The 25,758-nt window shown below is 53.1% G+C and carries 18 protein-coding genes; 16 read left to right on the top strand and 2 right to left on the bottom strand.

The window, feature by feature from the left end:
- The first annotated feature begins 10 nt into the window (after positions 1-10).
- From EVJ32_RS09930 to EVJ32_RS09900, 7 genes are all read left to right on the top strand, one after another.
- On the top strand, positions 11-2,122 hold the full coding sequence (locus EVJ32_RS09930; protein WP_131458110.1) for a heavy metal translocating P-type ATPase: 2,112 nt from the start codon (positions 11-13) through the stop codon (positions 2,120-2,122).
- Positions 2,119-2,325 carry a cation transporter gene (locus EVJ32_RS09925; protein ID WP_131458109.1) on the top strand — a complete coding sequence of 69 codons (207 nt, stop codon included), beginning with the start codon at positions 2,119-2,121 and terminating at the stop codon, positions 2,323-2,325. The genes EVJ32_RS09930 and EVJ32_RS09925 overlap by 4 nt, the downstream gene beginning before the upstream one ends.
- Positions 2,326-2,666: 341 nt before the next feature.
- Positions 2,667-3,329, top strand: a complete 663-nt coding sequence (locus EVJ32_RS09920) for a response regulator transcription factor (protein ID WP_070327853.1) — start codon at positions 2,667-2,669, stop codon at positions 3,327-3,329.
- Positions 3,330-3,358: 29 nt separating this feature from the next.
- Positions 3,359-4,705 (top strand): sensor histidine kinase, encoded by a 1,347-nt coding sequence (locus EVJ32_RS09915; protein ID WP_233589622.1) that lies wholly within the window; start codon positions 3,359-3,361, stop codon positions 4,703-4,705.
- Between the two features lie 121 nt (positions 4,706-4,826).
- Entirely contained in the window at positions 4,827-5,297 is a 471-nt protein-coding gene (locus tag EVJ32_RS09910) for a competence protein ComK (RefSeq protein ID WP_070327851.1), read from the top strand.
- Positions 5,298-5,324: 27 nt separating this feature from the next.
- Complete coding sequence (locus EVJ32_RS09905; protein ID WP_370276250.1) at positions 5,325-8,453, top strand: efflux RND transporter permease subunit; 3,129 nt, start codon at positions 5,325-5,327, stop codon at positions 8,451-8,453.
- Between the two features lie 135 nt (positions 8,454-8,588).
- Positions 8,589-8,999, top strand: a complete 411-nt coding sequence (locus EVJ32_RS09900) for a hypothetical protein (RefSeq protein ID WP_131458106.1) — start codon at positions 8,589-8,591, stop codon at positions 8,997-8,999.
- Positions 9,000-9,023: 24 nt separating this feature from the next.
- Here EVJ32_RS09900 and EVJ32_RS09895 read toward each other — a convergent pair whose 3' ends face one another.
- On the bottom strand, positions 9,024-9,377 hold the full coding sequence (locus EVJ32_RS09895; RefSeq protein WP_070327849.1) for a hypothetical protein: 354 nt from the start codon (positions 9,375-9,377) through the stop codon (positions 9,024-9,026).
- Positions 9,378-9,432: 55 nt separating this feature from the next.
- Complete coding sequence (locus tag EVJ32_RS09890; RefSeq protein ID WP_131458105.1) at positions 9,433-9,813, bottom strand: truncated hemoglobin; 381 nt, start codon at positions 9,811-9,813, stop codon at positions 9,433-9,435.
- A 156-nt stretch (positions 9,814-9,969) separates the two neighbouring features.
- Here EVJ32_RS09890 and addB point away from each other — a divergent pair, with 156 nt between their 5' ends.
- The 9 genes from addB (at position 9,970) to EVJ32_RS09845 (ending at position 25,529) form a co-directional block, all read left to right on the top strand.
- Complete coding sequence (addB, locus tag EVJ32_RS09885) at positions 9,970-13,410, top strand: helicase-exonuclease AddAB subunit AddB (RefSeq protein ID WP_131458104.1); 3,441 nt, start codon at positions 9,970-9,972, stop codon at positions 13,408-13,410.
- Entirely contained in the window at positions 13,394-16,996 is a 3,603-nt protein-coding gene (gene addA, locus EVJ32_RS09880; RefSeq protein ID WP_131458103.1) for a helicase-exonuclease AddAB subunit AddA, read from the top strand. Before addB ends, addA begins: the two co-directional genes overlap by 17 nt.
- Before the next feature lie 114 nt (positions 16,997-17,110).
- Complete coding sequence (locus EVJ32_RS09875; RefSeq protein ID WP_070327845.1) at positions 17,111-17,473, top strand: response regulator; 363 nt, start codon at positions 17,111-17,113, stop codon at positions 17,471-17,473.
- The gene (locus EVJ32_RS09870; RefSeq protein WP_131458102.1) at positions 17,470-20,028 is read left to right on the top strand and encodes a sensor histidine kinase; all 2,559 of its coding nucleotides are present in this window, start codon (positions 17,470-17,472) and stop codon (positions 20,026-20,028) included. Before EVJ32_RS09875 ends, EVJ32_RS09870 begins: the two co-directional genes overlap by 4 nt.
- Before the next feature lie 136 nt (positions 20,029-20,164).
- Complete coding sequence (locus EVJ32_RS09865; RefSeq protein ID WP_131458101.1) at positions 20,165-20,545, top strand: YisL family protein; 381 nt, start codon at positions 20,165-20,167, stop codon at positions 20,543-20,545.
- A 101-nt stretch (positions 20,546-20,646) separates the two neighbouring features.
- Positions 20,647-21,648 (top strand): class I SAM-dependent methyltransferase, encoded by a 1,002-nt coding sequence (locus EVJ32_RS09860; RefSeq protein WP_131458100.1) that lies wholly within the window; start codon positions 20,647-20,649, stop codon positions 21,646-21,648.
- Positions 21,649-21,752: 104 nt separating this feature from the next.
- Positions 21,753-23,246, top strand: a complete 1,494-nt coding sequence (locus tag EVJ32_RS09855; protein WP_131458099.1) for a phytoene desaturase family protein — start codon at positions 21,753-21,755, stop codon at positions 23,244-23,246.
- Positions 23,243-24,721, top strand: coding sequence for a phytoene desaturase family protein (locus EVJ32_RS09850; protein WP_131458098.1), 1,479 nt, complete (start codon positions 23,243-23,245; stop codon positions 24,719-24,721). The genes EVJ32_RS09855 and EVJ32_RS09850 overlap by 4 nt, the downstream gene beginning before the upstream one ends.
- Positions 24,690-25,529, top strand: a complete 840-nt coding sequence (locus EVJ32_RS09845; protein ID WP_131458097.1) for a phytoene/squalene synthase family protein — start codon at positions 24,690-24,692, stop codon at positions 25,527-25,529. The genes EVJ32_RS09850 and EVJ32_RS09845 overlap by 32 nt, the downstream gene beginning before the upstream one ends.
- Positions 25,530-25,758: the final 229 nt, after the last annotated feature.

Raw genomic sequence — 25,758 nt, 5'->3', positions numbered from 1 at the left:
AGGTGCTCGTATGAAGACTGTCGAACTGTCGATTCAAGGAATGACATGCGCCGCATGCTCAGCCCGAATCGAGAAAGTATTGAATAAGATGGACGGGGTCGATGCGACCGTCAACTTGCCGCTCGAGACGGCGACAATTCGCGTCGAGGACGGCATCACCGAAGAGGAGCTGATCGCCCGGATCGAGAAGATCGGCTACGGGGCGGAACGAAAAGTCGAGCGCACACCGAAACATGACCTCCGCCCACTAGAACGGAAAGTGCTCATTTCGGCGCTTCTTTCGGCGCCGCTCTTACTCGTCATGATTACCCATATCCCTGGGTTAATGTTCCATGCCGATTGGCTCATGAACCCGTGGTGGCAATTCGCGCTCGCGACACCGGTCCAGTTTTGGATCGGGGCCCAGTTTTATCAAGGGGCGTATAAGAGCCTGAAGAGCGGGGCGGCCAATATGGACGTCCTCGTCGCGACGGGGACATCCGCCGCCTACTTCTATTCCGTTTTCGAAATGCTCATCCATCCGATGAATCCGTCCCTTTACTTCGAGACGAGCGCTGTGTTGATCACGCTCGTATTGCTCGGGAAATGGTTGGAGGCACGGGCGAAAGAAAAAACGACAGATGCGCTCAAATCGCTTCTGTCGCTGCAGGCGAAAGAAGCAATCTTACTCGTCGACGGGGAAGAGCGGTCGGTGGCGATCGACCTTGTCAACGTCGGCGACGTGATCGTCGTCCGTCCAGGTGAGAAAGTGCCGGTCGACGGTAAGATCGTTGAAGGTGAGACGGTCATCGATGAATCGATGTTGACCGGCGAATCGATCCCGTCTGAAAAAGGCGTCGGTTTTGATGTCGTCGGTGGGACGATCAATCGAACACACCGCTTCTTGATGGCGGCAGAGCGTGTCGGCAGCGAGACGATGCTTGCGCAAATCGTCCGTGTCGTCGAACAGGCACAAACGGATAAAGCACCGATTCAACGGCAGGCCGACCGAATCTCTGGCGTGTTCGTACCGATCGTCGTCGCCATCAGTGCCGTCACGTTCGCCGTTTGGTTGTTCGGGTTTAATGATCTCGATATGGCGATTCGGTCTTCAATCGCCGTCCTCGTCATCGCTTGCCCGTGTGCACTCGGACTTGCGACCCCGACCTCGATCATGGTCGGGACCGGCCGTGCGGCTGAACAAGGCGTCCTCTTTAAAGGGGGCGGTCAACTCGAATCATTGAACGGTGTCGATGTCGTCGTGTTCGATAAGACGGGGACGCTCACGAACGGGACGCCTGAAGTCGTGGCGACGTTCGGGGACGAGTCGTTCTTACAACGGGCGGTCATGGCCGAGCGTCAGTCGACGCATCCACTTGCGGAAGCGATCGGTCGTGGCGTCGGCGTCGGGCACGTGGAACGGGTCGAAGAATTATCGGGCCGAGGATTGAATGCGGTCGTCGATGGGAAAGAGCTTCTTATCGGTTCGGTCCGGATGATGCGCGAGGCCGGATTCACGTTGCCTGATTGGGACATGCAAGCGATGACGCCGGTTTACGTGGCGAGTGAATCTGAAGTCGTGGCAGCGTTCGGTCTTCAAGACCGGTTGAAAGAAGGTAGCCGGGAAGTCGTGCAACGACTTGCGACGACGAGACAAGTGTATGTCTTGACGGGAGACCGAAAAGAAGTCGCGCTCGACGTGGCGCGTGAACTAGGCATCGCTGAAGCGAACGTCATTGCCGAGGTGTTGCCCGTCGAGAAGGCAGACCACATCGAGGCACTGAAACAACGTGGCCGCGTCGCCATGGTCGGTGACGGGATGAACGATGCGCCTGCGCTCGCCGTCGCGGACGTCGGTATCGCCTTCGGCAGCGGGACGGACGTCGCTTTAGAAGCGGCGGACGTCACGATCATGGGTCGGGACATCGAAGGCGTGGATCGGGCGATCGAGATGAGTGCGCTCACGATGCGAAACATCCGTCAAAACCTATTTTGGGCGCTCGCCTATAATAGCTTCGGTATACCGATTGCCGCGGCCGGTTTGCTCGCTCCATGGATTGCCGGGGCGGCGATGGCGTTCAGTTCGGTTTCGGTCGTATTGAACGCACTGCGATTAAAAAAACAAGGAGGACATCAAAAATGAATGAGACAGTCTTGAAAGTAGAAGGTATGACATGTAACCATTGTAAGGCAGCGGTTGAAGGGGCTTTGACCGAATTAGAAGGCGTCGAGTCAGCCATCGTCTCGTTGCAAGATCACCGGGTCGATGTCATCCATAACGATAAGATTTCCGTCAAAACGATGATCGAAGCTATCGAAGAACAAGGTTACGACGTCAACGCATAACGACCGGATCCCGCCTGTGAGGCGGGATTTTTTTGTGATGTTCTCATACTAAAAACTATGATATAGTATAGATGATAATGAGAATCGGTATCAGCGGGAAGGTGGGGTTACGATGGAACTCGTCATGATCAGCGGCGTGTTGGCGTTACTTAGCGGGGGGACGGCCTTCCTCGCTCAACAATTGCGGACACGGCCGACACGGTGAGGAGGGGAAACCCTTCTTTTTTTTCGTCAACTTAAGAGATTGACGGTACATCCAGACGGCTCAAAACGAGTGATTTCCCATCATTCGTCGACAATTGTTTGATATGATAGTGAAAAATGTTGCAGAGGTGACTAAAATGTACACGATCTATTTAGTCGATGATGAGGTCAATTTAAACAAAATGCTCGTCACGTATTTAGAGCAAGAAGGCTACCAAGTCCGTTCGTTCACGGATGGTGTATCAGCCCAAGCCGCGATTCAAGACGAACCTGACTTATGGGTGCTCGATATTATGCTACCGGACCTCGATGGCTTTCAGTTGTTGAAGCAAATCAAGGCGACGAACGCCAATACACCGACGATCTTCATTTCGGCCCGTGATGAGGACATCGATAAAATCATCGGACTGGAGATGGGTTCGGATGACTACATCGCCAAACCGTTCTTACCGCGCGAGCTCGTCATCCGGGTCAAAAAATTGATCGATCGGGTGTACGGGTCGAAATCGAACGAACATATCGAGTACGGGGAATACACGATTTATCCGGACAAACGACTGATCAAGCATGCTGCGGATGATATCGATTTGACGTCCAAAGAGTTCGATTTGTTATTGCTCTTCCTCGAGCATCCGGGCTCGGCGCTGTCGCGTGAGCAAATATTAGAAGGCGTTTGGGGTCGCGACTATTTCGGCTCAGACCGTGTCGTCGATGACTTGGTCCGACGCTTACGGAAGAAGTTGCACCGACTCGAACTTGAGACGCTGTATGGGATCGGTTATCGACTCGTTAAGCCATGAGACTTCACGATCTTAAGCCGAAACGGCTCATGTGGAAAATCTGGGTATTGATTTTGCTCATCATCGTCACCTTGGCGTTGATGATCTTGTTGACGGTCCGCTCCTCGATCACGCAGTTCATCGATGAACAAGTGTATGAGACGCTTCAAGATGTCGATTATTACCTCGGAAATACGAACGAGCTCGAAAATATTCCGAGCAACCCGATCGAGTACGATCGGCGTCAACAAGAATCACGTTCGGTCAATCAGCTTATCTTTTTGCCGAACGGACGCATCATTTACGGCTCGGCCCCGCTCGAGCTGACGAATCGGATGTATCAAGAGGCGCTCGAACAGACGAGTGAGGTCGCCAAATATCAGACGACGATCGATGGGGAAGACGTCTACTATACGATTCGTCAAAACGAATATGACGGTGCCCTCATCTACCAGGCGTCGTACGCCTGGGACGCTTATCGCCGTGAGCTCGTCTCGACATTGTTCTGGCGTATCTCGATTTTAATTGGTGTCATCAGCCTCCTATCACTCATCCCGGCCCTTTGGATGTCGAGAGAGTTGACGAAGCCGATCGTCGAGATGGAACGGGCCGTTGAGAAAATATCGAACCGCCAATGGGAGACGGTGTTACCACTCGCCAGGGAAGACGAGCTCGGGCAATTGGCGCGGTCGATCGACGCGATGCGCCAAGAACTGCAAGAGCAAGATTTGGCGCAACAGGCGCTCTTACAAAACATCTCTCACGATTTGAAGACGCCGATCATGGTCATTCGCGGCTATGCCCAGTCAATCGGGGACGGCATCTATCCGACCGGAGACTTGAAAGGGTCGGCCGAAGTCATTGATGAAGAAGCATCGCGTCTCGAGAAAAAAGTGGTCGACTTGTTATACGTCACCAAGTTGGAGTATTTCAAAGGGCAGGAGATGAAGCTTGATCCGATCAACCTCGATAAGTTGGTCGAATTGCTCATCGACCGCTTCAAGCTCCGTGGTAACCTCGAGTGGACGTTGACCGGACACGCGGGCGAGATGCTCGGTGACGGGGAACAGGTTCGGGTCGCGCTCGAAAACGTGCTCGACAATGCGATTCGTTACGCCGAGTCGACGATTCAGGTCGAACTCGAACGAACGGATGCAGGAATCGACATCGTCATTAAAAACGATGGCCCGTCGGTCGATGAAAACCTTGACCTGTTCCATCAATTCTCCCGTGGGAAACAAGGCAAGTTCGGTCTCGGCTTGTTTATCGTCCAACGCATCGTGACCCTCCATGGCGGGACCGTTACCTTGGGTAATACAAACGACGGAGTTGCTGTCCAATTCCACTTCCCCCACCTGAAAGACACACAAAAATTAAAAACGGATGACAGATTTTAAAAACCAGCCTGCGAACGGCTGGTTTTTTTAGTGGGAAATGTCGCCGAGCCATTTGCATACGTTTAAGGAACTTGTTATGAATAACGTGTAAGTCATATCATACGTTTTGGAGGAAGAACAGATGACACAGTTGACGAATGATACAAGAGCGTTGGTTCCGGTATTTAATGAGTACGGTGAGGCCGAGACACTCGTCTATCAGCCTGATGGCGTGCACCGTCTGAAAGGTTCGCCGATTCACTTGCTCGAATCGGCTTGTCTCTATTATGGATCGAGTATCCAAGGGCGAATCGAAGCGGCCCGTCACGTGCTTGGTCCTCATCGAAAAACCCCTGTCGTCATGGATTGGCACGCCGATGCCGTCTTTTTCCCGACGATCGCCAAAGAGAGTCCTGATTGTGCGTGGATCAATTTTCAACATGTCACGGGCATCAAAAAGTTTGGCAACGGGACCCGGATTCAATTTCTGACCGGGGAATCGATTCAAGTCCCTGTCTCCGATCATACGGTCCAACGGCAGAAGCAGCGGTCGATTGAATTATCGTATGCGTTCCAAAAACGTTTCCATAGTAGCACATTGCATCACGTTTAAGGATTGAAAACCGATTCAAACCCCTCTATGATAAAGAAGAATAGTTCATATGTGTATTTGCACATCATCCGAAAGCGAGGGGTCAATATGTTTTTTCAGAAAATGATTGAGCGAGGAAAATTGATGATTGTATTTTTACTCGTTGCAATCGTCGTCGGGGTACTCACGTTTTTCCAGCTCCCGAAACGTGAAATCCCAGAGACTAGCGTCAATATCATTCTCATTCAGACCCCATATCCAGGGGCGACCGCTGAGACGGTCGAACGGAACGTCACGAACATCCTTGAAACCGAGTTAAGAGGGCTTGAAGGGGTGGAGAACGTATCGTCGCTGTCGGCGTCGGAGTTCTCGAATATCACCGTCGAGTATGAAGACGGATTTAATCAAGGCGAGCTGCAAGCGAACGTGAGGCAGGCAATCTCAGACGCGGCGCCTCGGTTACCTGACAACGCCTTAGCACCGACGGTCAACGATTCGATCGGTCAGCTTCCGGTCGCTTCCTATTTGTTGACGTCGAGCGACCGCGAGTCGCTTGAAGCGGTTCGAGAACAGGTCGAACGGCTAGAAGACCGTTTGTTACGAACAGATGGTGTGACCGGGTTCACGATCAAAGGGCTCCCGGAAACAGAATTCGTCGTCTCACTTGATTCCGAAGCGCTTGGGGAACGCCAACTCGCATTCCCAGACGTCTTGACGGCAATCAACGAAGAATATAAGACGACACCGCTCGGTCGCCAATCGACGGACGACGGTATTTATCAATTGGCGATCGATAACTTGACGAACGTCAACGACATGGATCAAGTCATCGTCGGTTCTGTCGACGGCGATCCCGTCCGCCTTGCCGATGTCGGTACGGTCGAAGAGACGACAAAAGCAGTCACCGACCTCGTCTCACTCGACGGCGAACCGGCAATCTCGCTCACGGTGACAATCGAGCCAGGTCAAGACATCCCGACGCTGCAACAACGCGTCGATGAAGTCGTCGCTTCTGAAGTGGGAGACTTAGACGGAGTCGAACTCGTTACTTATTACGATCAAGCGAAAGCGGTCGATGCGATCTTCTCGTCACTTACGAAAGAATTCATCATCGCCATGATCGCAGTTATCGTCGTCACGACGATTGGGTTGACGTTCACAGGGTCACTCATCGTCAGCTTGGCGATTCCGTTGTCCTTCTTGATCGCACTCATCCCGCTACGCTTCACGGGAGTCGATTTGAACCAAATCTCGATCATCGGGGCGATCATCGCGCTCGGTATTCTCGTCGATGACGCGATCGTCGTCAACGACAACATTTTGCGTCGCTACCGGAAAGGCGATACAGCCATGGTCGGTGCCGTTCGCGGAACGAAAGAAGTATGGGGATCGATCGTCACGTCGACGCTCGCCGTCGTCTTCGCGTTCTTACCGCTGACACTCTTGTCAGGCGCGAACGGGAACTTTATCCGAGCGTTACCGACAGTACTCGCCTTGTCGGTGCTCGCATCGATGGTCATCAGTTTGACGCTCGTGCCGATCGCACAGTATTGGTTGAACCGGAAGAAAGTGAAAGTGTCGAAGCGGGAGCCAGGATGGCTCGGCGGACCGCTCAACCGTCTCAGTAATTTTTATGCGGATCGGTTGCTCCCGGTCGTCGCCAAACGGCCGTGGACGTTCGGGTTGGTCGGATTTGTCATCACGACGGCACTATACGGGCTGATTCTGTTGACACCGTTCGAGTTCTTCCCGGCTGCGAACCGGCCAGAAGTCGTGACGAGCGTTACGTTCCCGGTTCAAACTGACTTAGAGGAAACAGAACGTCGCCTCCAACAGATCGAAGCCGAATTCCAACAGATTGACGGTGTTACCGAGACCGCCATTTTCGCTGGCGGTGGGCTTCCAAGCTTGTTCACCGGTGGACTCAATCAGTCGGGTGACAATGCAGGACAAGTCGTCGTCCGAGTCGACAACGAACAAATCGATGCGATTCAGTTGATTGATGAGTACACGTCGCAAATACGTGAAAACTATCCGGACGCTGAAATCTTCTTAGATACGCAGCAGCAGGGACCACCAACGTCTGCCCCGGTAGAATTCACAATGCGCGGTGAAACGATCGAAGAACTTGTCGCGGCACGTGATACGGTCAAGGCAGACCTCGAAGACATCGATGGCGCGCTCGTGCTCGATAACATTAAAGAACCGTTCCAGACACTCACGTACGAATTGAACCGCGAAGCGATGGCCGCCTCTGGAGTGACCGCGAAAGCAATTAGCGATCAGATCCGGTTAGTCACGGACGGCATCCCGATTGGTACGTTCGACGATGGTGTCGAACAACGCGATGTGAAAATCGTCGTCGATGCGGTCGCAAACCGCGAGGCGCTCGCCCTTGACGAGATTCTTATCCCGGTCGACACGGAAGCCGGTCCGCCGGTCGCACCGCTCAGTACGTTCGTCACCGAAACGACGACTGAACAGATCCAACAGATTCCGCGTGAGAACGGGGAGCGGATCGTCACGCTTCAAATCTATTCGACTGAAGGGATGGACGAAGATGCGTTTAAACAAGATGTTGAACAGATTCTCGATGACGCAAAATCAGACTTGACGAGTGATGGCATCTCGTTCGAACAGTCGGGAGCGAGCGATACGCAAAATGAGTTCTTCGTTGAACTCGCGACGTTGTTTATCGTCGTCTTGTTCTTGATTTTCTTAATCATCGCATTCCAGTTCAATTCACTTTCATTACCGCTTCTCGTCTTGTTCACGATTTACTTGGCGATTGCCGGTGCGGTCGTCGGGCTGTTCATCACGCAGACGCCGTTTAGCTTCATGGCATCGATGGGGATGGTCTCACTTGCCGGAATCGTCGTTCGAAACGCGGTCGTCTTGTTCGAATTCATCGAGCAAGGGATTCGTAGTGGAATGTCGGTCACGACGGCGGTATACGAGGCGGGACGTGCTCGGATCCGTCCGATTCTCCTGACGGCGTTGACGGCGGTCGTCGCGTTACTGCCGGTCGCGTTCGGTGAAGACCCGCTCTTCAAACCGCTCGCCATCTGTATCGTGTCGGGAATTCTGTTCTCGACCGTACTGACACTCGTCCTTGTTCCGGCCTATTACTTGATCTTGGCGAAACGTCGCCATCGGGATAAACCGTTCACGGATTGATCAGCAAACGAATCGGCGCCCGGTCCAAATTAGGACCGGGCGCCTGTTTGTTTGTCTCGTCAAGACTGATGTTTTCGTCAGATGTTGTATGGGTATAATATGAAGAGATACTTCAGCATATTGGAGGGAATATAGATGAACGATTCATACACTTGGTTAAATCGTCGTAAGATTCGTCCGGCCTATAGCGCGACCGGTGCCCGCACATGGACGAGCGAACGTGTCGTCCGGCCGGATGCCGCTCGTGGAAAGACGGTAACAGACGTCAAGCGGGTTCGCCGGCCTTACACGGATGAACATGGAAACCGCCGCTATACGACAGGACGTGTCGTCGTGACGGACGCGGCCCGCAAAGCACGGGCGAACGGTCACGGTGAGACGGCCGTTCAACTCGAATTGTCGGTTCCGACACCGTACGAACGTGTCAAAAAGATGCTTCCGACGAAGAAAATCCTCGTGCCTGCGATGGCTGGGATCGCCGTCGCCGGAGGAATCGCCGGAGTGATTTACGCGCTTCGCAAGAAAAAACGAAACAAGAAACAATAAAAAAATCGCCCGCGGGCGATTTTTTTATTTGAGTCGATCGGCAAGGATCCGCTTGAGCTGTTTCTCGCCGAGTTTCTGCATCTCTGCTTCGTTCTCTTCATCGTAGGCATCATCTGTGAAACGCCCGACAAATTCGACTTTCCCGTTTCCAAGTTCACGGAACACGAGGTTTTTACGGTCGTGATAAAAGACGACACGATATTCCCGTCCGTTCTTTTGTGTATAGTTGAACACACCTTTGATGTGGTCCATGTTCTTTTCTTCGGGTAAAGCTTCTTCCTCATCCTCTTCAAGGACTTCGGCGAGGACTGCCGTAGGTTCTACTTCTTCCGTTTCCTCTTTAGCTGAAACGGCCTCTTTTTTCTCTTCTTCTGTCATGAAAACCGACCTCCTTTGCTTACTTTCCTATCATACCCGCTTTTTTAAATGATGACTACTCAAAATGGTGCGAGCAGACGCGGATGACGTTTGACGACGACATGATCAGACGTTGAAACAACTGTCGCTTGATCGCTTCCGGTGCCTCGACCGTCTTGAGCGCTTGTTCCATGCACCCGAGCCAATGACCGGCATGTGTTTCTGAGATCGGGTGATCGCGGTGGATCATCGCCAGGTTGCCGCCGCCGTGGCGTTCTGTATACAGTTTTGGTCCCCCGAGCAGTTGCGTCAGAAATTCGAACTGATGTTGTTTTACCCGGTCTTTGTCGTCTGGAAACAGTGGCAACAGTACGGGATCAGCGTAAACGAGTTCGTAAAAAGCGTCGACGAGCTGCTGGACGCCGCGTTCGCCTCCGAATTGTTCATATGCACTCATAGTATTCCCCCTCATACGTTCAGTCTAATCGATTTTCGAAGGAATGGGATACGAGAAGGCTGTGTTTTTTTCTTGCAAGGTAGCCGGCAGGTTTCCCTCTACAAACAGCAAGCGATACGTCATAATAAAAGAAAAAGGGAAGGGGTGTTCGCCTAAATGACGGTCACTTTTCATGTCGGACGGTCGGGTAGCGGTAAGAGCGAGCGGATGATCAATCAAGTCATTCAAGAGCTGAAGCGCGATCCGAGCGGCCCGACCATCTATATGCTTGTCCCAGACCAAATGTCGTTTGAAATGGAACGGAAGATGGCGATGACAGACGGTTTAAACGGATCGACGCGGATTCAAGTGCTGTCGATGCGCCGTCTCGCATTCTTGATCATGCGCGATCACGGTGTCGCGACCGAGCAGTTTTTAGACCAGACAGGGACCCATCTTTTGTTACGGCGTGTCGTCGAGATGAACGAGGAACGGCTGACGCTGTTCCGGCGCACGATGAACCAGTACGGGTTTTACGAAGAACTGAACGAGTTGATCACGATGTTGAAACGCGGCCTCGTCGAGCCGGAGCAGTTGCTTCGCCTGAGCGAGCAAGACCAACATCGGGCCTTGAAACTACAAGACCTCTCCATCCTCTATGAGGGCTTTTTGACGATGACGGCCGGCAAAACGCTTCACGCCGAAGACTACTTCAAAGTGATGTTGCAGTTGTTACCGGAAGTCGATTTAACAGGGACTCACTTTTATGTGGACGGGTTCAACGAGTTTTCGGAACAAGAGCTCGCGGTGCTCGTCGCTTTAGCCGAGAAGGCGCCGCTGGACGTCTTGTTGACTGTCGACCCGGACTCGCTCTATCGCCCGAACCCGTTGTTCGGACCGACACAGCGGACGCTGATGCGCTTTAAAGAGCTGCTCTCAGAACGTCAACTTTCATCGACGGATGAACTGTATCATGGGGTGCATCGCTTTAAACATCCGAGTCTCGCTTATCTCGAGGCGACGTTCGGTCAAGTGACGGCAGCGCCGTATACGCGGCCGGATAACCAAGTCGCCTTGAATGCGGCCGTCGACCGGACCGTGGAAGTGGCGGCCGCTGTACGCGAGGTCACACGACTCGTCCGCGAAGACGGCTACCGCTTCCGAGACATCGTGTTCATCTCAAGGTCACTTGAAGAATATGGAGATTTGGCGTCACAAGCGCTTCAAAAAATGAACTTGCCGTTCTTCCTGGATGAACGGCAGCCGATGCTTGATCATCCGGTCGTCGAGTTGTTGAAGGCGACGATCGAAGTCGCGCTCCGCGGCTACCGGGAAGAAGCTTTATTCCGCGCGTTGAAGACTGAGCTGATCTTGCTCGACCGAGAACATCGGCGTACGTCTGTCGATCGGCTCGAGGCGTTCGTGATTGAGCGGGGCATCAAACATTATCACTGGCATGACGAGTGGCAATTAAAACGCCGGGCCGAAGATGAGGCCAAGTTGACGGGGGAAGAACTCGATATAGAGACGGCACTCAACACCTATCGTCAAACCGTCATCGAAACGTTCGATCCACTCCTCGCCGACTTGAAAGCGGCCAAGACGATGCAGGCTTACACGCACGCTATTTACGCTTTTCTAGAACGAATCGACGTCTCGTCATGCCTTGCCCATTGGCGCGAAGAAGCGCTTGAGGCATCACGCCTGATTGAAGCAAGAGAACATACACAAGTATGGGACGCCGTCCTCCATCTTCTCGAGCAACTCGAGGCGGCTGCGCCGGAAGAGACGCTCTCGACGGAACTGTTCCTGCAAATGATGGACACCGGCCTCGATAGCCTCCGCTATGCACTCGTCCCGCCGTCACTCGATCAATTGACGGTGACCGATTACGTGCGGGGGCGTTTGATTGATAAAAAAATCGTCTTTTTACTCGGTGCCAACGAAGATCAAATCCCACTCGTCGCGACGCAATCGAAACTGTTGACGGACCACGATATGGACTTCATGCATGAGAACGGTGTCCGGGCGGGGAAAGCGACCGAGCACTTGTTCGACGATGAGACGTACTACTTGTATAAAGCATTGACGGCGCCAAGTGACCGGTTGTACGTCAGTTACGCGCTCGTCGACCGGAGCGGGAAAGCGATTCAACCGGCGAGTTTCATCGCTGACGTCAAGGCGAGACTCGGTAACGGCAAGGCCGTCAAGACCCACTTCGCAGAAGCGGGAGAGCATCGCCCGACAGATCAGCTCGCCTTCATCACGAACGTGAATCAGACAGCGGCCGTGACGGCGCTCGAGTTGCAGCGGCTCAGTCGTCACTACCCGATTCAAGAGACGTGGTTCACGGTGTACAACGAACTGTTGAAGCACCCGGAAGGACGCGAGCGAATCCGACTGTTGACGAGCGCGCTGTTTTATCAAAACGTTCCCGAGCCGTTACCGGATTCGGTCGCGAAGTCCCTTTATACGAACTCGATTCGGGCGAGTGTGTCCCGCCTCGAGACGTTCCAAGCCTGCCCGTTCCGTCATTTTGCGAACTACGGCTTGCGTCTGAAAGAACGGCGGCTCTATCGGCTCGAGGCACCGGACATCGGTAACTTGTACCATCGGACGATCGAGCATATGTCTCAAACCGTCAAGATGGACGGGAAAGAATGGCGTGACGTGTCGCCCGACCAATGCGCCTCACTCGCGGAGTTGGCTGTCGAACTCGTCACACCGGAGATTCAAAATGCGATTTTGATGAGTTCGAACCGCTACGGTTACTTGAAGAAAAAGCTGACGGACGTCGTCAGTAAGACGGCCGAAGTATTGATCGAGCAGTCGAAACGTGACGGGTTCGATCCCGTCGCGTTCGAACTCGCGTTCGGGAGCGGCAACTTCCCGCCGGTGTCGTTCACGCTCAGCAACGGGGCGACGTGTGAACTTGTCGGCCGGATCGATCGGGTCGATACGGCACAAGTGCATGATCAGCTGTACGTCCGCATCGTCGATTACAAGTCGAGCAAACGGGAGATCGACTTCGCTGAGATTTATTATGGTTTGGCGATGCAGATGCTCATCTATTTGAAAGTGTTGATCGAGCAGGCAGATGCTTGGGCGAAAGGTTCCGTGGCACCTGCAGCCGCGCTTTATTTCCACGTCCACCGACCGCTCGTCACGCCGGCCGAGACAGATGCCGAAACCGAGCGGAAAGTGCTCGAGTCGTATCAGATGCAAGGGTTGCTCGTCGACGATCCAGCCATCCTTGAGGTGATGGATAAGACGGCGAGAGGGGATCAGAAAAAGTCGATCGTCATTCCGGTCAAATATAAGAAAGACGGGACGCTCGATGCGAACACGACGAAAAAAGTCGTCTCACCTCCTCAGCTCGAGCAGTTGATGGACCATGCGCTCGACCTTGCCGAGACGAGTGTGGAGGCGATGTATGATGGGAAAATCGGTGTCGAGCCTTATGAATATAAAGAGCGGCGTCCGTGCCAGACGTGTCCGTATCAAAGTGTCTGTCATTTTGACGAGGCGCTCGCCAACGAGCCCCGTCAGCTGAAAAAGTTAGATAAAGAAGAAGTTTTGTTTAAATTAGGAGGTGACGCCGATGAAGTGGACGAGTGATCAACAAGCAGCCATCGACGCACGGGGGTCTCATGTACTCGTCTCGGCGGCAGCCGGTTCAGGGAAGACGGCCGTGCTCGTCGAACGGCTCGCCAGCCGTTTGCTCGATGAAGCGGACGAGTTGACGGCGGACCGTATGCTCGTCGTGACGTTCACGAACGCCGCAGCGGCCGAGATGAAACGACGGATCGCCAAAGCGCTCGATCAGGCGCTGCGGGAACATCCGGAAAACGACTATATACGAAAACAACGGCAAATGCTGAACCGGGCCCTCATCACGACGATTCATTCATTCTGTTTAGAAGTCATTCGTGAGAATTACTACTTGCTCGACCTCGATCCGGCCTTCAAGATCGCCGAGGAGCGGGACTTGGTGCTCTTGCAAGACGATGTGCTCGAAGACGTGCTCGAGGCAGAGTATGGCAAACAAGACAATGCCTTCTTCGCGCTCGTCGATGCCTATACGTCTGACCGTGGTGACAGTGAAATCGAAGAGCTGATCCTAGGTTTGTATCAATACGCGCGAACCCTTCCGGATCCGGAAGCGTATTTAGATGAGCTGGTCTCCCTTTATCAGTTTGAAGGCGACCCTGACGAGGAACGGTTGCTCGTCGAGTTCGGGCAGTTGCTCTGGGTCGATATTGAAAAGGCACTTCGTCAACTCCGGCGTGTAGCGATCGAACTCCGGCTTGCCGGTTACGAGGCGCAATCGGAAAATGTGTCCAAAGCGATTTTCCCGTTCCAAAACATCGACGAAGACACGCTCAAATGGAGCGAACTCGAGACGGCGTCCCGAGCGGTTAAATTCGGGACGATGAAATCGGTCCAGAAAAAAGACGAGCATCACATCTATCACACGGTGTTGAAGCCGGCCTATGACCAAGCGAAAAAACGGCTTGTCGATGCGGTCGGTCAAGCGAGTGTCAGCGGAGCTGATCATTTAGACGTCTTGCTGTCACAGCGCCCGCTCGTCGAGACGCTCGTACGCACCGTCCGAACGTTCGGGGCCGCTTACGAGCAAGCCAAGCGGGACCGCGCCTTCGTCGACTTCAGTGATCTCGAGCATTACGCGCTCGCCATACTACGGGACGGGGACGCCCCGTCCTCGGTCGCGTCGCTCTACAAACAGCGATTCGCCGAAGTGTTGGTCGATGAGTATCAAGATACGAACGAGATCCAAGAGACGATCATCGGCCTCGTCAGCAATGAGAGTGAACAGCTCGGCAACTTGTTCATGGTCGGGGACATCAAGCAATCGATCTACCGGTTCCGGCACGCCGAGCCGAGATTGTTCATCGAGAAAGCGACGCGGTTCAAACAAGCCGGGTCGGGGCAACGGATCGACTTGTCTCAAAACTTTAGAAGTCGCTCCGAAGTGCTGCACGGAATCAATGACCTATTCATTCAGTTGATGGACGAAGAAGTGAGTGAGATCGAGTACGACGAGGCGGCACGTCTCGTACCGGGTCGGGCGTATGAAGAGCTCGAGGCAAGTCCTGAACTTTTGATCGTCAACGGAGAAAGCCGGGACTTGTCGAAACAGGAGCTTGAAGGCCGTGCCATCGCCACACGTATATTAGAGCTCGTCTCTGGGGATGAGCCGTTCAAAGTGACGGACGAGGCGACCGGATTGCTTCGTTCCTGTGAGTACCGGGACATCGTCATCTTGGTCCGTTCGAAAAAAGAGCGGGTCGAGCAGCTGATGGATATTTTGACACAGTATAATATCCCGGCTTATACCGATTCGGACGGCGGCTATTTCCAAGCGACGGAAATTCGAATGATGTTGTCGCTCTTGAAGTTGATCGACAACCCGCTCCAAGACATCCCGCTCGCCGGGGCGCTCCGGTCACCGATGTTTGGTTTCACCGATCAAGAGCTGGCCAAGATTCGCTTAGAGTCGGAAGCGTCGTTTTTCGATGCACTCAAGGCGAAAGCAGACGATGACGACGAGCTTGGATTGAAATGTGGAGACGTGCTCGATCAGTTGTCGGAATGGCGTACGTTCGCCCGCAACCACAGCTTGTCGGAGTTGATTCAGCAAGTATTCAACGACACCGGGTTTTATGATTTTGCCGGCGGACTGCCGGGCGGGAAAGGGCGTCAAGAGAACTTGAAGGCGCTCTATGACCGGTCCCTCTCCTATGAACGGAGCGGCTACCGTGGGTTGTATCGCTTCTTGCGGGTCATGGACCGTCTCCAAGATAACGGCGAAGATCTATCGGAAGCACGTTCACTCGGAGAAGAAGAGAACGTCGTCCGCATCATGACGGTCCATAAATCGAAGGGGCTCGAGTTTCCGGTGACGATCGTCGCCCAACTCGGCAAACAGTTCAATAAACGTGATCAAATGCAACGTGTCATCTTCCATAAACGATACGGCATCTCCCTCGATGCGATCGATGTCGTCACACGGACGAGAACCGAGACGTTCGTGAAAGAGATGATCCGTCGGGATCTCGATGCGACGATGAAAGCCGAAGAGATGCGCGTCTTGTACGTCGCGCTGACCCGGGCGAAAGAGAAATTGATCTTAGTCGGTACGGTCGCAGAACCGGTTAAACAGATCAACCAATGGCTGCAGGTCGAAGCGACGGGTGAGACGTTATCCGCTGACGCACGACGCGAGGCGAAGACGTATCTGGACTGGGTCGCGCCGGCGCTCCTCAAACTAGAAGGCGCCGTACCGTTCATCGAGGAGATGGGCTTACCGGTCTTTTCGCCGATACGGGAAGCGACGAACTGGACGTATCGCATCATCGGACAAGACGATTTGGCGGAAGTGGCCACACTCCAAGCGATGATGGCCCAGCTTCATCATGTGCAACAGTTCGAGGCGATTGATTTTCCGGTCAAAGACGAAGAAGCGACGATTCAAGTCGTCAATCGAGCCTTTTCGTACAGTTATCCGGCCCAAGCCGCGACCGAGACGGCAGCGAAACAGACCGTGACGGAATTGAAACGAGCGATGCAACTCGAGCAAGCGGCGTTCGAAGACACGTTCCGCCCGAGCGATACCCCGTATCGGGAGCCGAAATGGAAGCAGACGAAGCAGACAGGTGCCGAGCGCGGGACGACGCTCCATCTCATTTTCCAATTGTTTGAGCCGACTGAACCGCTCGACATACAAATCGACCGATGGGAAAATAATGGGATGCTCGGTCCGATCGAGGCGGAGACGGCACGGCTGGCGCTGCCTGAAATCGAGTCGTTCTTCAACTCGGAGATCGGTCGGGCGCTGTCTGAAGCGCTACAAGCCGGACGAGGATGGCGCGAGCTGCCGTTCACGTATACGGTGCCCGCGGAGCGAGTGAATCCGACGGCGACGTTCACGGACGAGCACGTGTTGATTCAAGGGATCATCGATTGCCTGTTCTTCGATGGTGAGACGTACGTCCTACTCGACTATAAATCGGACTCGGTCTTGTTCACGAGTGCATCGCGAGAAGAGGCAAGACAGTTGCTTCGTGACCGCTACACTGTTCAGCTGTCGCTCTATCGCGAAGCGATCGAGTCGATTTGGAATATCCAAGTCGGGACGACGGTCATTTATTCTTTGGAATTGCAGGAAACTGTTGTACTATAATGTAGACGATATGATTGTAAAGGTGTACGGTTATAAACCGTGCATCTTTTATTTTTGTGATTACAAAATAGATTAGGTAAAATAATGAAATGAGATAATAATGGAGGAAACGTCATGGTGAAAATTCTACTAGCAGAAGATGAAGAAGTATTGCGCATGCTCGTATTAGATACGTTAGAAGACGAAGGATATGACATTGATGAAGCGCCAGACGGTCTTGAAGCCTATCGGCTGATCGAACAGAACGAGTACGACCTCGTGATTGTCGACCATATGATGCCAGGAATGACAGGTCTTGAAGTCATTGAGAAAGTGAGGAAGTTGCCGGGACGTCAACATACGAAAGTGATGATGTTGACGGCGAAGAGCCAACAATCTGACCGTGATTGCGCGAATGAGATTGGGGTCGATTATTTCATTTCGAAGCCGTTTAGTCCGCTTGAACTTGTGAAGATCATAGGAGGCATCGTTAAGTGAATAAATGGTTTAAACAAAAACTCGGACGTGACATCACGACCGTCCTGTATTCGTTCCTCGCGCTCGCGCTCGTCGGATCGATGATCATGTACGTGCAGATGGAAACCCGGGTCAGAGAGAACGAAGCCCGTCTCCAACAAGTCGATGAACGAATCAACCGATTGAATACGTTTTGGGACGAATGGCAGAGCGCGCAGTATGACTCACGAGGCTACTTGCTGTTTGGTGATGTGGAAGCGCTCGAGCGAGCCCAAAGTAAAGAAAATGAGTTCCAACAAGAAATCAACTGGTTCAAGGCCGCTGTCGAATCAAAACAAGGTGAGATTTTCGCAGCCGATTTACAAGCCTTTCACGATTTTTACTTCAATGTGATCATGCCGGTCACGGCGGAATATGGTCAACTGCGAGCGTCCGGGGAAATCACCGAGAGCACGATTGATCCTGAAACCATATTGACGTTGCCGACAGCCGAACGATTGATTGAGCAAGGCGTCGTACCGTACGATCCGGAACGCGGTATCGATACGCTCGCTCCGATCCAACAGATCGAATCGTCACTCATGGACTACAAGGCGTTGATGAACAGTGAGAAAAACAGAGTGTACGCCGACTGGAAAGTGAACAATGATGTTTTACAGTTCTTATGGATTGCGAGTATCTTCTCGTTCGCGGCGTTGATTTTACTATTCGTCCAACCGTTCTTGCGTCGTCAAACCCGTCTGATCTCTCGCCTGTCGGTCGCATCTGACCGCTTACTGAAAGGTGAGATCGTCGACTTGAGCGATCAAATGGAGCGCGAAGACGAGATCGGGACGATGTCCCGTTCGTTCAACAAGATGGCGGAGACGCTCCGTGAAAATGAACGTCACTTGATTGAGAAGAACCATGAGTTGCAGGCACAACAAGAAGAATTGATCGCCCAGCAAGAAGAGCTGCAAGCGCAGCAACAAGAGCTTGAAGAGATCTTGGAACAGACGCAACAGAACGAACAGCACTTGGCGTACCGAAACGAATTGACCGAGACGCTCGCGGCTCGCGATTCGTTGACGGCTTACCCGGAAATCATCGAGAAACTTGTCGCCATCACCGACTCAGAAGTCGGGGCGCTCGTCTTCCTCGATGCGACAGGCTCGTTCTCTATCACGAGCCACGGGCTGAACGAGACGTTGTCGCGTAAATTGCTCGATAGCGAGAACTCCGTGTTGACGCGGGCGATGACGTTGCGGACGACAGTCCATTCGTCGAAACAAGTCGCAAGCGACCATCCGCTGCCGTATCCGTACTACATGTACGAGACGGCCGTACCGGTCCACGACCCGACGGATGATTCAATCATCGCCTTCATCTATCTCGTCCGTTACAAAGACCGCTTCACGCAGACGCAAATGGGCGATATCATGTCGTTCGCACGTCAGCTGTCATTGTCGTTGCTTCGGATGCGTCTATTTGAAGAGATGACCCGTGAAAAAGGCAAGACCGAACGGATTCTCGATTCAATCCGTGAAGCTGTCATTTACGTCGAACATTCGACCGATGACGTGTTCGTCAACCGACCGCTTTACGAGATGTTCCCAGAGCTCGATGCGATCACATCGCGTCAGCTCGCAGAACTGTCTTGGAACGAGTGGCGGGAGACGATCGCGACGACGGTCGACCAAGACGATGACTTCATGACGTATACAGACCGTCTGTTCACAGACGACTTCCCGCACGACAGTGTCAGCTTCTCGATCCGTAAAGGGGAGATGAACTTACAGATGTATGCCGAGCGGATCGTCGTCGGCGGATTGTCGAAAGGGACGCTGCTCGTCTTCCGTGATATTACGAGTGAGACCGAGGCTGAGCGCTTGAAGAGCGAGTTCATCTCGACGATCTCGCATGAGTTGCGGACACCGTTGTCTTCGATTTATGGGTTCACCGAGCTCATGGTCAAGAAACAGTTGCCGAACGAGAAACAGGCGAAATATTTGCAGACAATCCACGCTGAGACGGAGCGGTTGACGCATCTCGTCAACGACTTCCTCGACGTACAGCGCATGGAATCAGGTAGCCAAATGTATGACCGGGAACAGCTCGATATCGAGCCGGTCATCCATGACATGATGACGTTCTACGAAGCGTCGTCATTGAAACACCAGTTCGAGCTTGTCACGGTCGACGACCGACCGTACGAACTGTTCGCAGACTGTCAGAAGTTCAAACAGCTGATGAGCAACTTGCTCTCGAACGCCGTGAAGTACTCACCGCGTGGCGGGAAGATCACGGTCGAGCTCGCCCATCACGACCAATCGATCTCGATTAAAGTGAAGGATCAAGGGATCGGCATTCCGAGCGACGCCCTCGATCGTCTGTTCGATAAGTTCTATCGGGTCGACAACTCAGATAGTCGTGAAATCGGCGGCACGGGACTGGGTCTCCCGATCTGCCAAGAAATCGTGCGCGGTCACGCCGGTCAGATCCATGTCGAGTCCGTCCAACATAAAGGCTCGACGTTCACCGTTGTGATTCCGAGCTTCGAACACGCTATTCGGGAAGAAGAACAAACGACGGCTTGATCAAAACAAGAGGAGGAGACGTGCCGTTCAATCGTGACCGGCACGTCTTTTTTTGTGGTGTAAATGCGGGCTTGACCGAAAAGTGGCTTGTTCGTGTACAATAGTAGTTGTACATAATCAAAAGGGGGATTTTTGAATGCCATTGACAGCATTTCTACACACGCACGTGACGAGTTGGATTTTACTACTCGTCTTGTTCGCTGTCGCCTATATCGGCTACAAGAACGGAAATAAGAGCGGCAAGATCGCGCATATGGCGTTTCGCCTCATGTTGCTCATCGCGTTCGGTACAGGACTTTATTTGTACTTGCAACTGAACGGAGGCGGCATGTTCTACCACGTGAAAATCACAATCGGATTACTCGCACTCATCTTCGGTGAGATGACGCTCATTCGTTTGAAAAAAAGAAAACCATCGGGCGCTATGTTTGGCGGCTTCGTGGCACTGTCACTCGTGACGATCTTTATCGGTTACGCGTTGCCGTACGGTCAGTCGTTCTTCAGCAACTTTATTTGAGTCACATCCCACTTCACACATCGGAGTGGGATTTTTTTGTTTGTCCGCAAATTATTAGGGGAAAATAAAAAAATCAGGAATAACGATGATGAGGTGAAACGATGGATCAACAAACGAATGAATGGTCGCGTGTATTACATGCGCGTAGATGGATGAAGCAAACTGAATCGTTCTTGCCGTTATGGCACGGCTACATCGGCTACAAATACGGATTGTTCGATGCGCTTCAAGGCGGGGCGAGCTTCGCTGAAATGACGCTGCGCTTGAAGCAGCCGCTCACGAAACTCGCACTCGAGCGTTGGTTAGAAGTCGGGGTCGCCGTGCGCCACTTGAAGAAGAAAGGATGGCGCTATTTTCCAACGCGTAGCTTGAGGTATCAGCTCTCGCTCAAAGACGAACGCAGCATCGGATTCATGCTTCAAGAGATGATGGAACTTCATATCCCGGCACTCATCGCCTACCCAGACTTTTTAGAGTCCGGCAAACAGAAGACGTTCGACGGTGCGACACACGGGAAAGTCGTCGCTCAAACGTCGACGCTCGTCGAAACGGTCGCTTTTCCGGTCGTCCAACAGCTGCTCCGCCAAGCGGACGTCAAGACGATGCTTGATATCGGATGCGGCCACGGGGGCTATTTGCGGAAACTCCACGGTCTTGAGCCGGATTGGAAGTTGACCGGGATCGACCTCGAACAAAAAGTGATCGAAGAGGCACGTGAGCAAGATGAGACGGGTGAGATTCGTTACGAAGTGGCCGATTTCATGGAATGGGATCACGACGAGCGGTTCGATGTCGTCATGATGAACAATATGCTTTACTATTTCTCGCCCGAGCAGCGGATTGGACTGTTAGAGCGGATGCTCAGCAATCTTGATACGGCAGGTGTCGCCGTCCTCGTCACACCGCTCGCGGAGTCACCGCTAGGCGCCCGCTTCGCTTCGGCGTTCAACGCGTTTATGACGCTCCACGATAACCTCCATCCGCTCCCGACGACTCGTCAGTTGCGCCGGCAATTGGAACAGGTCGGCTTCGAGAAAGTACGTTTCGTCCCGTTTATTCCGGAAGGATCTTGGTATATCGTCATCGCCGAACGTGGAGATTGAAACGTCTAGCGTACAGCGAACCGATTCAGATTTGAACTTGTGTTCAGTCATTTCTATAATAGAATAGAAGTATAAGAGACTTTTCACATAGGGAGTTGTTCAACGTGTCGGAAAAAAGAGTCGCAGTGATCGGTGCCGGGCCAGGTGGGCTTGCTGCCGCAATGATCTTGTCGAGCCGTGGTGTGGATGTAACTGTATTTGAAAAACAACCGTTTGTCGGTGGACGGACGTCACGTCTGCAAGTCGGGGAGTTCGCGTTCGATCGTGGCCCGACTTTTTTGAATATGCCGTATATTCTTGAAGAGATGTTCGAGGAGACGGGACGGGATTTGGCTGATTATGTCGATATGAAGCGATTAGAACCGATGTACGATCTTTACTTTGATCGCGGACAAAGCGTGCTATCGATGACGACCGACCGCGACCAGATGCGTCAATCGATTGAAGAGATGTTCCCCGGCAACGGCGAAGGATACGACCGATTCATGGCAGACCAGGCGGTCAAACTATCGAAGCTCATGCCGGTGCTCCAGACCGCCCATGATAAGCTGACGGATTACGTGTCGACACGCGTCTTGAAGGCGTTGCCGTTCCTCTCGATCGGAAAATCGCTATACGACGTGCTGTCTGAATACTTTACGAGTGAAGAACTCAAATACTCGTTCACGTTCCAAGCGAAGTACCTCGGGATGTCGGCTTGGGACTGTCCGGGTGGGTTCTCGATCTTGTCGTATATGGAACATGCTTACGGCGTCCATCATCCGATCGGCGGGGTGAACCAACTCTGTTCGGCGATGGCCCGTGTCATCGAGGAGGAAGGCGGGACGATCCGGTTAGGTGAAGCAGTCGACCGTCTATTGCTCGACGGGAAACGTGTCAACGGACTCGTGGCGAACAACGTCCATTACGCGTTTGACGAAGTCATCGTAGGGGCGGATTTTGCCCATGCGATGACGACGCTCGTACCGAGCGATACGCTAACGCGCTGGAGTCCGAAACAGTTGAAGAAGAAGCGCTATTCTTGCTCGACGTTCATGCTCTACCTCGGACTTGATCGCGTCTACGATGAGGTCGGCCACCATTCGATTCACTTTGCGGATGATTATGAGCGCAACGTCAAAGAAATGACGCAAGACTTGAAGCTGAGCGAGGATTTCTCGTTCTACGTTCAAAACGCGTCACGGATCGACCCGACGCTCGCGCCAGCCGGCAAGTCGTCGCTCTACGTGCTCGTACCGGTGCCGAACAATCTGTCAAACCTTCCTTGGGACACGCTCGAGGAAAAGATGACCGAACTCGTCTTGGACGCACTCGAGACACGTTCGCCTTACCGGAACGTCCGCGACCATATCGAAGTGATGCAGGCGCTCACCCCGAACGATTGGGAAGCGTTTGGGGTCTATGAAGGGGCAACGTTCAACCTTGGACATAACTTGTCGCAAATGATGTACTTCCGTCCGCACAATCAGTTCGAAGAGCTCGACCATGTCTGGCTCGTCGGCGGTGGGACGCATCCAGGCAGCGGACTGCCGACGATTTTTGAATCGGCACGAATCACGGCCAACTTGCTTCGGGACCGGGCGGGTGTCGGACGATGAACATCAGTTTCGTTGGTGCCGGTATCGGGTCGCTTTACGCCGCCTTGCTATGGACTCATAAGCATCCATCGACCCAAGTGACGATTTATGAGAAAGAGGACCGGGTCGGTGGGCGGCTCAACTATGTCGAGTTCGAGAACGGTGCTCGCATCGATGAAGGACCGACAATCGTCTTGTTGCCGAGCAAGCTGAAGAGCCAACTGCAAGAAGCTGGGTTTCCCGAACAGGAACTCGAACTGCTCGAAGTCGATCCGCTCTATCGCCTCCGTTACGAAGATGGGACGACGTTTCACAAATATCACGACATCGATCGTCAAGCCGAAGAGATTGAACGATTTTTCGGCGAAGGTGAATCGTTCCGTCGTTACATGGGACAAAAGCGCGAGGAATACAAAATCGGTTTTGACACGTTTTTAAACCGTGGCTATAAAGGCAAGACCGACTTGTTCGAGCCGAGACTGCTCATGTTGCTCATGCGCCTGAAAGCGTATGAATCGGCTCATGAGAACATGAAGCGGTTCTTTAAAGATGAGCGGCTCCGGGTCGCCTATAGTCTGCAGACGCTCTACATCGGCGGCAACCCTTATGAGACGCCGTCCCTGTACGGCTTGATCCCATATCGCGAGCAAGAAGAAGGAATCTGGTACGTACGAGGAGGATATTTCTCGCTTGCGACGAAGTTAGAACAAGAGCTGAAGAAGCGGGGCGTCACGTTCAAGCTGAACACGCCGGTAGAACGCGTCCGCGTCCAAGACGGCCGTGCCAACGCCGTCGTCGTCGATGGCGTCCCTCATCCGTATGATGCGGTCGTCGTCAATGGAGACTTCCCGCTCATGGAACGTCTAATTGATGGAATCAAGCCGAAAGCGTACGAACCGTCGAGCGGCACGCTGCTCCTCTATTTCACGGTGGACGGCGAGATCGAACTCCCGGTGCATCAGTTCGATTTGCCGAACGATTTTGCCGGGTCGATGCGCACGATCTTTGAAGATGGTAAACTGAGCAAGTATCCTGCGATGTATACGTTCAATCCGTCGCTCATCGATTCGACGCTCGCACCAGTTGGGACGAGTGTGCTTTATGTCCTTGTGCCGGTACCGCGCAAGTTAGAGCGACAAGATTTTGAACAGAGCGGGGCAATTGAACGTCTCGTGTCCCGGATCGAAGGGATGGTCCCTAAATTTAGAGACCGTGTCATCGAGATGAAAGTCCGGACACCGATGGACGCGGAACGGTTCGGGTTGTTCGAAGGCGGGAGTTTTGGGATTGCCCCGAAACTTTCACAGTCGGCAGCATTCAAGCCGCAAGCCCGTCCATACGCCCAAATCGAGCGGCTCTATGCCGTCGGTGCCTCCGTACATCCATGCGGTGGTGTCCCGATCGTGATGATCGGCTCACAGTTGTTAGTGAAAAGAATGGAAGAAGAAATGGGGGCATTGTACCATGACGAGGCAAGAAGCGTATCGTCAATGTGAAGAAGTGATGAAGAAAGGCTCACTCACGTTTTATCGGGCCTTCTCCCTGCTTTCAAAACCGGACCGCCAGGCTGTCGCCGCGGTCTATACGTTTTGCCGGACGTTAGACGATGCGGTCGACGAGTCAGCGTATCCTGAGGAAAGTTTGACCGCATTTCTGGCGGAGTTCGACCGCTTTTTAGCCGGCAACGACCCAGACGGCGCTCTTTGGATTGCTTTACGCGACGTTTGGCAGCGCTATGACATGGACGTCGAACCGTTCTTCGAGTTAGCGGAAGGCATGAAGTGGGATTTACATAAGACACGTTACACGACACTTGAAGAGACGGAGCAGTACGGCTATTATGCGGCCAGCACGGTCGGTTTGATGTTGTTACCAATCCTTGTCCCGGACGCGAACATGGAAGCGCGGCAACAACTGAAGCAAGGCGCGATCGACCTCGGCATCGCTATGCAGTTGACGAACATCCTTCGCGACGTCGGTGAGGACTTGGACCGGGACCGGATTTATGTACCGCGTACGCTCTTAGCGCAGCACGCGATGTCAGAGACCGATCTGTTTGAACGGAAAGTGACACCTCAGTTCGTTGAAGTGTGGGAGACGATGGCCAACCGGGCGGAAATGCTATACCGCAGTGCCCGTGAGACGCATCACTTGTATCCGGCGACGAGTCGAAAGCCGGTCCAAGCCGCGGCGCTCCTCTACGAAGGTATATTAGATGCGGCCCGAAGTAACGACCATGATGTCTTTACGAAGCGCGCTTACGTATCGACACTTCAAAAAGGAAAGCTGTTAGCGAGACTTTGAAAAAGACCCGATTGCGAGAGGAGGGCACTGAAAAACCTCCGCTCTATCCGAGCGTGAACAGAAAAAAGGGCGATTGGACCGACTCAAGTCGGGACAATCGCTCTTTTTCCTTGCCCTTATCCTGTTTTTTCTTTTGAGAGGGTGATGATCCGCTTCAGGTTTACCGCGATGATCGCCATCACGCTCTGTAACGTCATGCCTTTCAGGTCTGACGTTTTGTTTCGCGCCA

The sequence above is a fragment of the Exiguobacterium sp. SH5S4 genome (assembly GCF_004337045.1).
Lineage (GTDB): Bacteria > Bacillota > Bacilli > Exiguobacteriales > Exiguobacteriaceae > Exiguobacterium > Exiguobacterium aurantiacum_A.
Note: the sequence above shows the minus strand (reverse complement) of the source record. Positions and strands in the feature narration are given on the sequence as shown.

Excerpts from the sequence above, each read along its gene's own strand:
- EVJ32_RS09910 (WP_070327851.1), top strand. The coding sequence starts at position 4,827 with ATGACACAGTTGACGAATGATACAAGAGCGTTGGTTCCGGTATTTAAT.
- EVJ32_RS09850 (WP_131458098.1), top strand. The coding sequence starts at position 23,243 with ATGAACATCAGTTTCGTTGGTGCCGGTATCGGGTCGCTTTACGCCGCC.
- EVJ32_RS09930 (WP_131458110.1), top strand. The coding sequence starts at position 11 with ATGAAGACTGTCGAACTGTCGATTCAAGGAATGACATGCGCCGCATGC.
- addB (WP_131458104.1), top strand. The coding sequence starts at position 9,970 with ATGACGGTCACTTTTCATGTCGGACGGTCGGGTAGCGGTAAGAGCGAG.
- addA (WP_131458103.1), top strand. The coding sequence starts at position 13,394 with ATGAAGTGGACGAGTGATCAACAAGCAGCCATCGACGCACGGGGGTCT.
- EVJ32_RS09920 (WP_070327853.1), top strand. The coding sequence starts at position 2,667 with ATGTACACGATCTATTTAGTCGATGATGAGGTCAATTTAAACAAAATG.
- EVJ32_RS09890 (WP_131458105.1), bottom strand. The coding sequence starts at position 9,813 with ATGAGTGCATATGAACAATTCGGAGGCGAACGCGGCGTCCAGCAGCTC.
- EVJ32_RS09860 (WP_131458100.1), top strand. The coding sequence starts at position 20,647 with ATGGATCAACAAACGAATGAATGGTCGCGTGTATTACATGCGCGTAGA.
- EVJ32_RS09915 (WP_233589622.1), top strand. The coding sequence starts at position 3,359 with ATGTGGAAAATCTGGGTATTGATTTTGCTCATCATCGTCACCTTGGCG.
- EVJ32_RS09875 (WP_070327845.1), top strand. The coding sequence starts at position 17,111 with ATGGTGAAAATTCTACTAGCAGAAGATGAAGAAGTATTGCGCATGCTC.
- EVJ32_RS09905 (WP_370276250.1), top strand. The coding sequence starts at position 5,325 with ATGATAAAGAAGAATAGTTCATATGTGTATTTGCACATCATCCGAAAG.
- EVJ32_RS09895 (WP_070327849.1), bottom strand. The coding sequence starts at position 9,377 with ATGACAGAAGAAGAGAAAAAAGAGGCCGTTTCAGCTAAAGAGGAAACG.
- EVJ32_RS09865 (WP_131458101.1), top strand. The coding sequence starts at position 20,165 with ATGCCATTGACAGCATTTCTACACACGCACGTGACGAGTTGGATTTTA.
- EVJ32_RS09845 (WP_131458097.1), top strand. The coding sequence starts at position 24,690 with ATGACGAGGCAAGAAGCGTATCGTCAATGTGAAGAAGTGATGAAGAAA.
- EVJ32_RS09925 (WP_131458109.1), top strand. The coding sequence starts at position 2,119 with ATGAATGAGACAGTCTTGAAAGTAGAAGGTATGACATGTAACCATTGT.
- EVJ32_RS09900 (WP_131458106.1), top strand. The coding sequence starts at position 8,589 with ATGAACGATTCATACACTTGGTTAAATCGTCGTAAGATTCGTCCGGCC.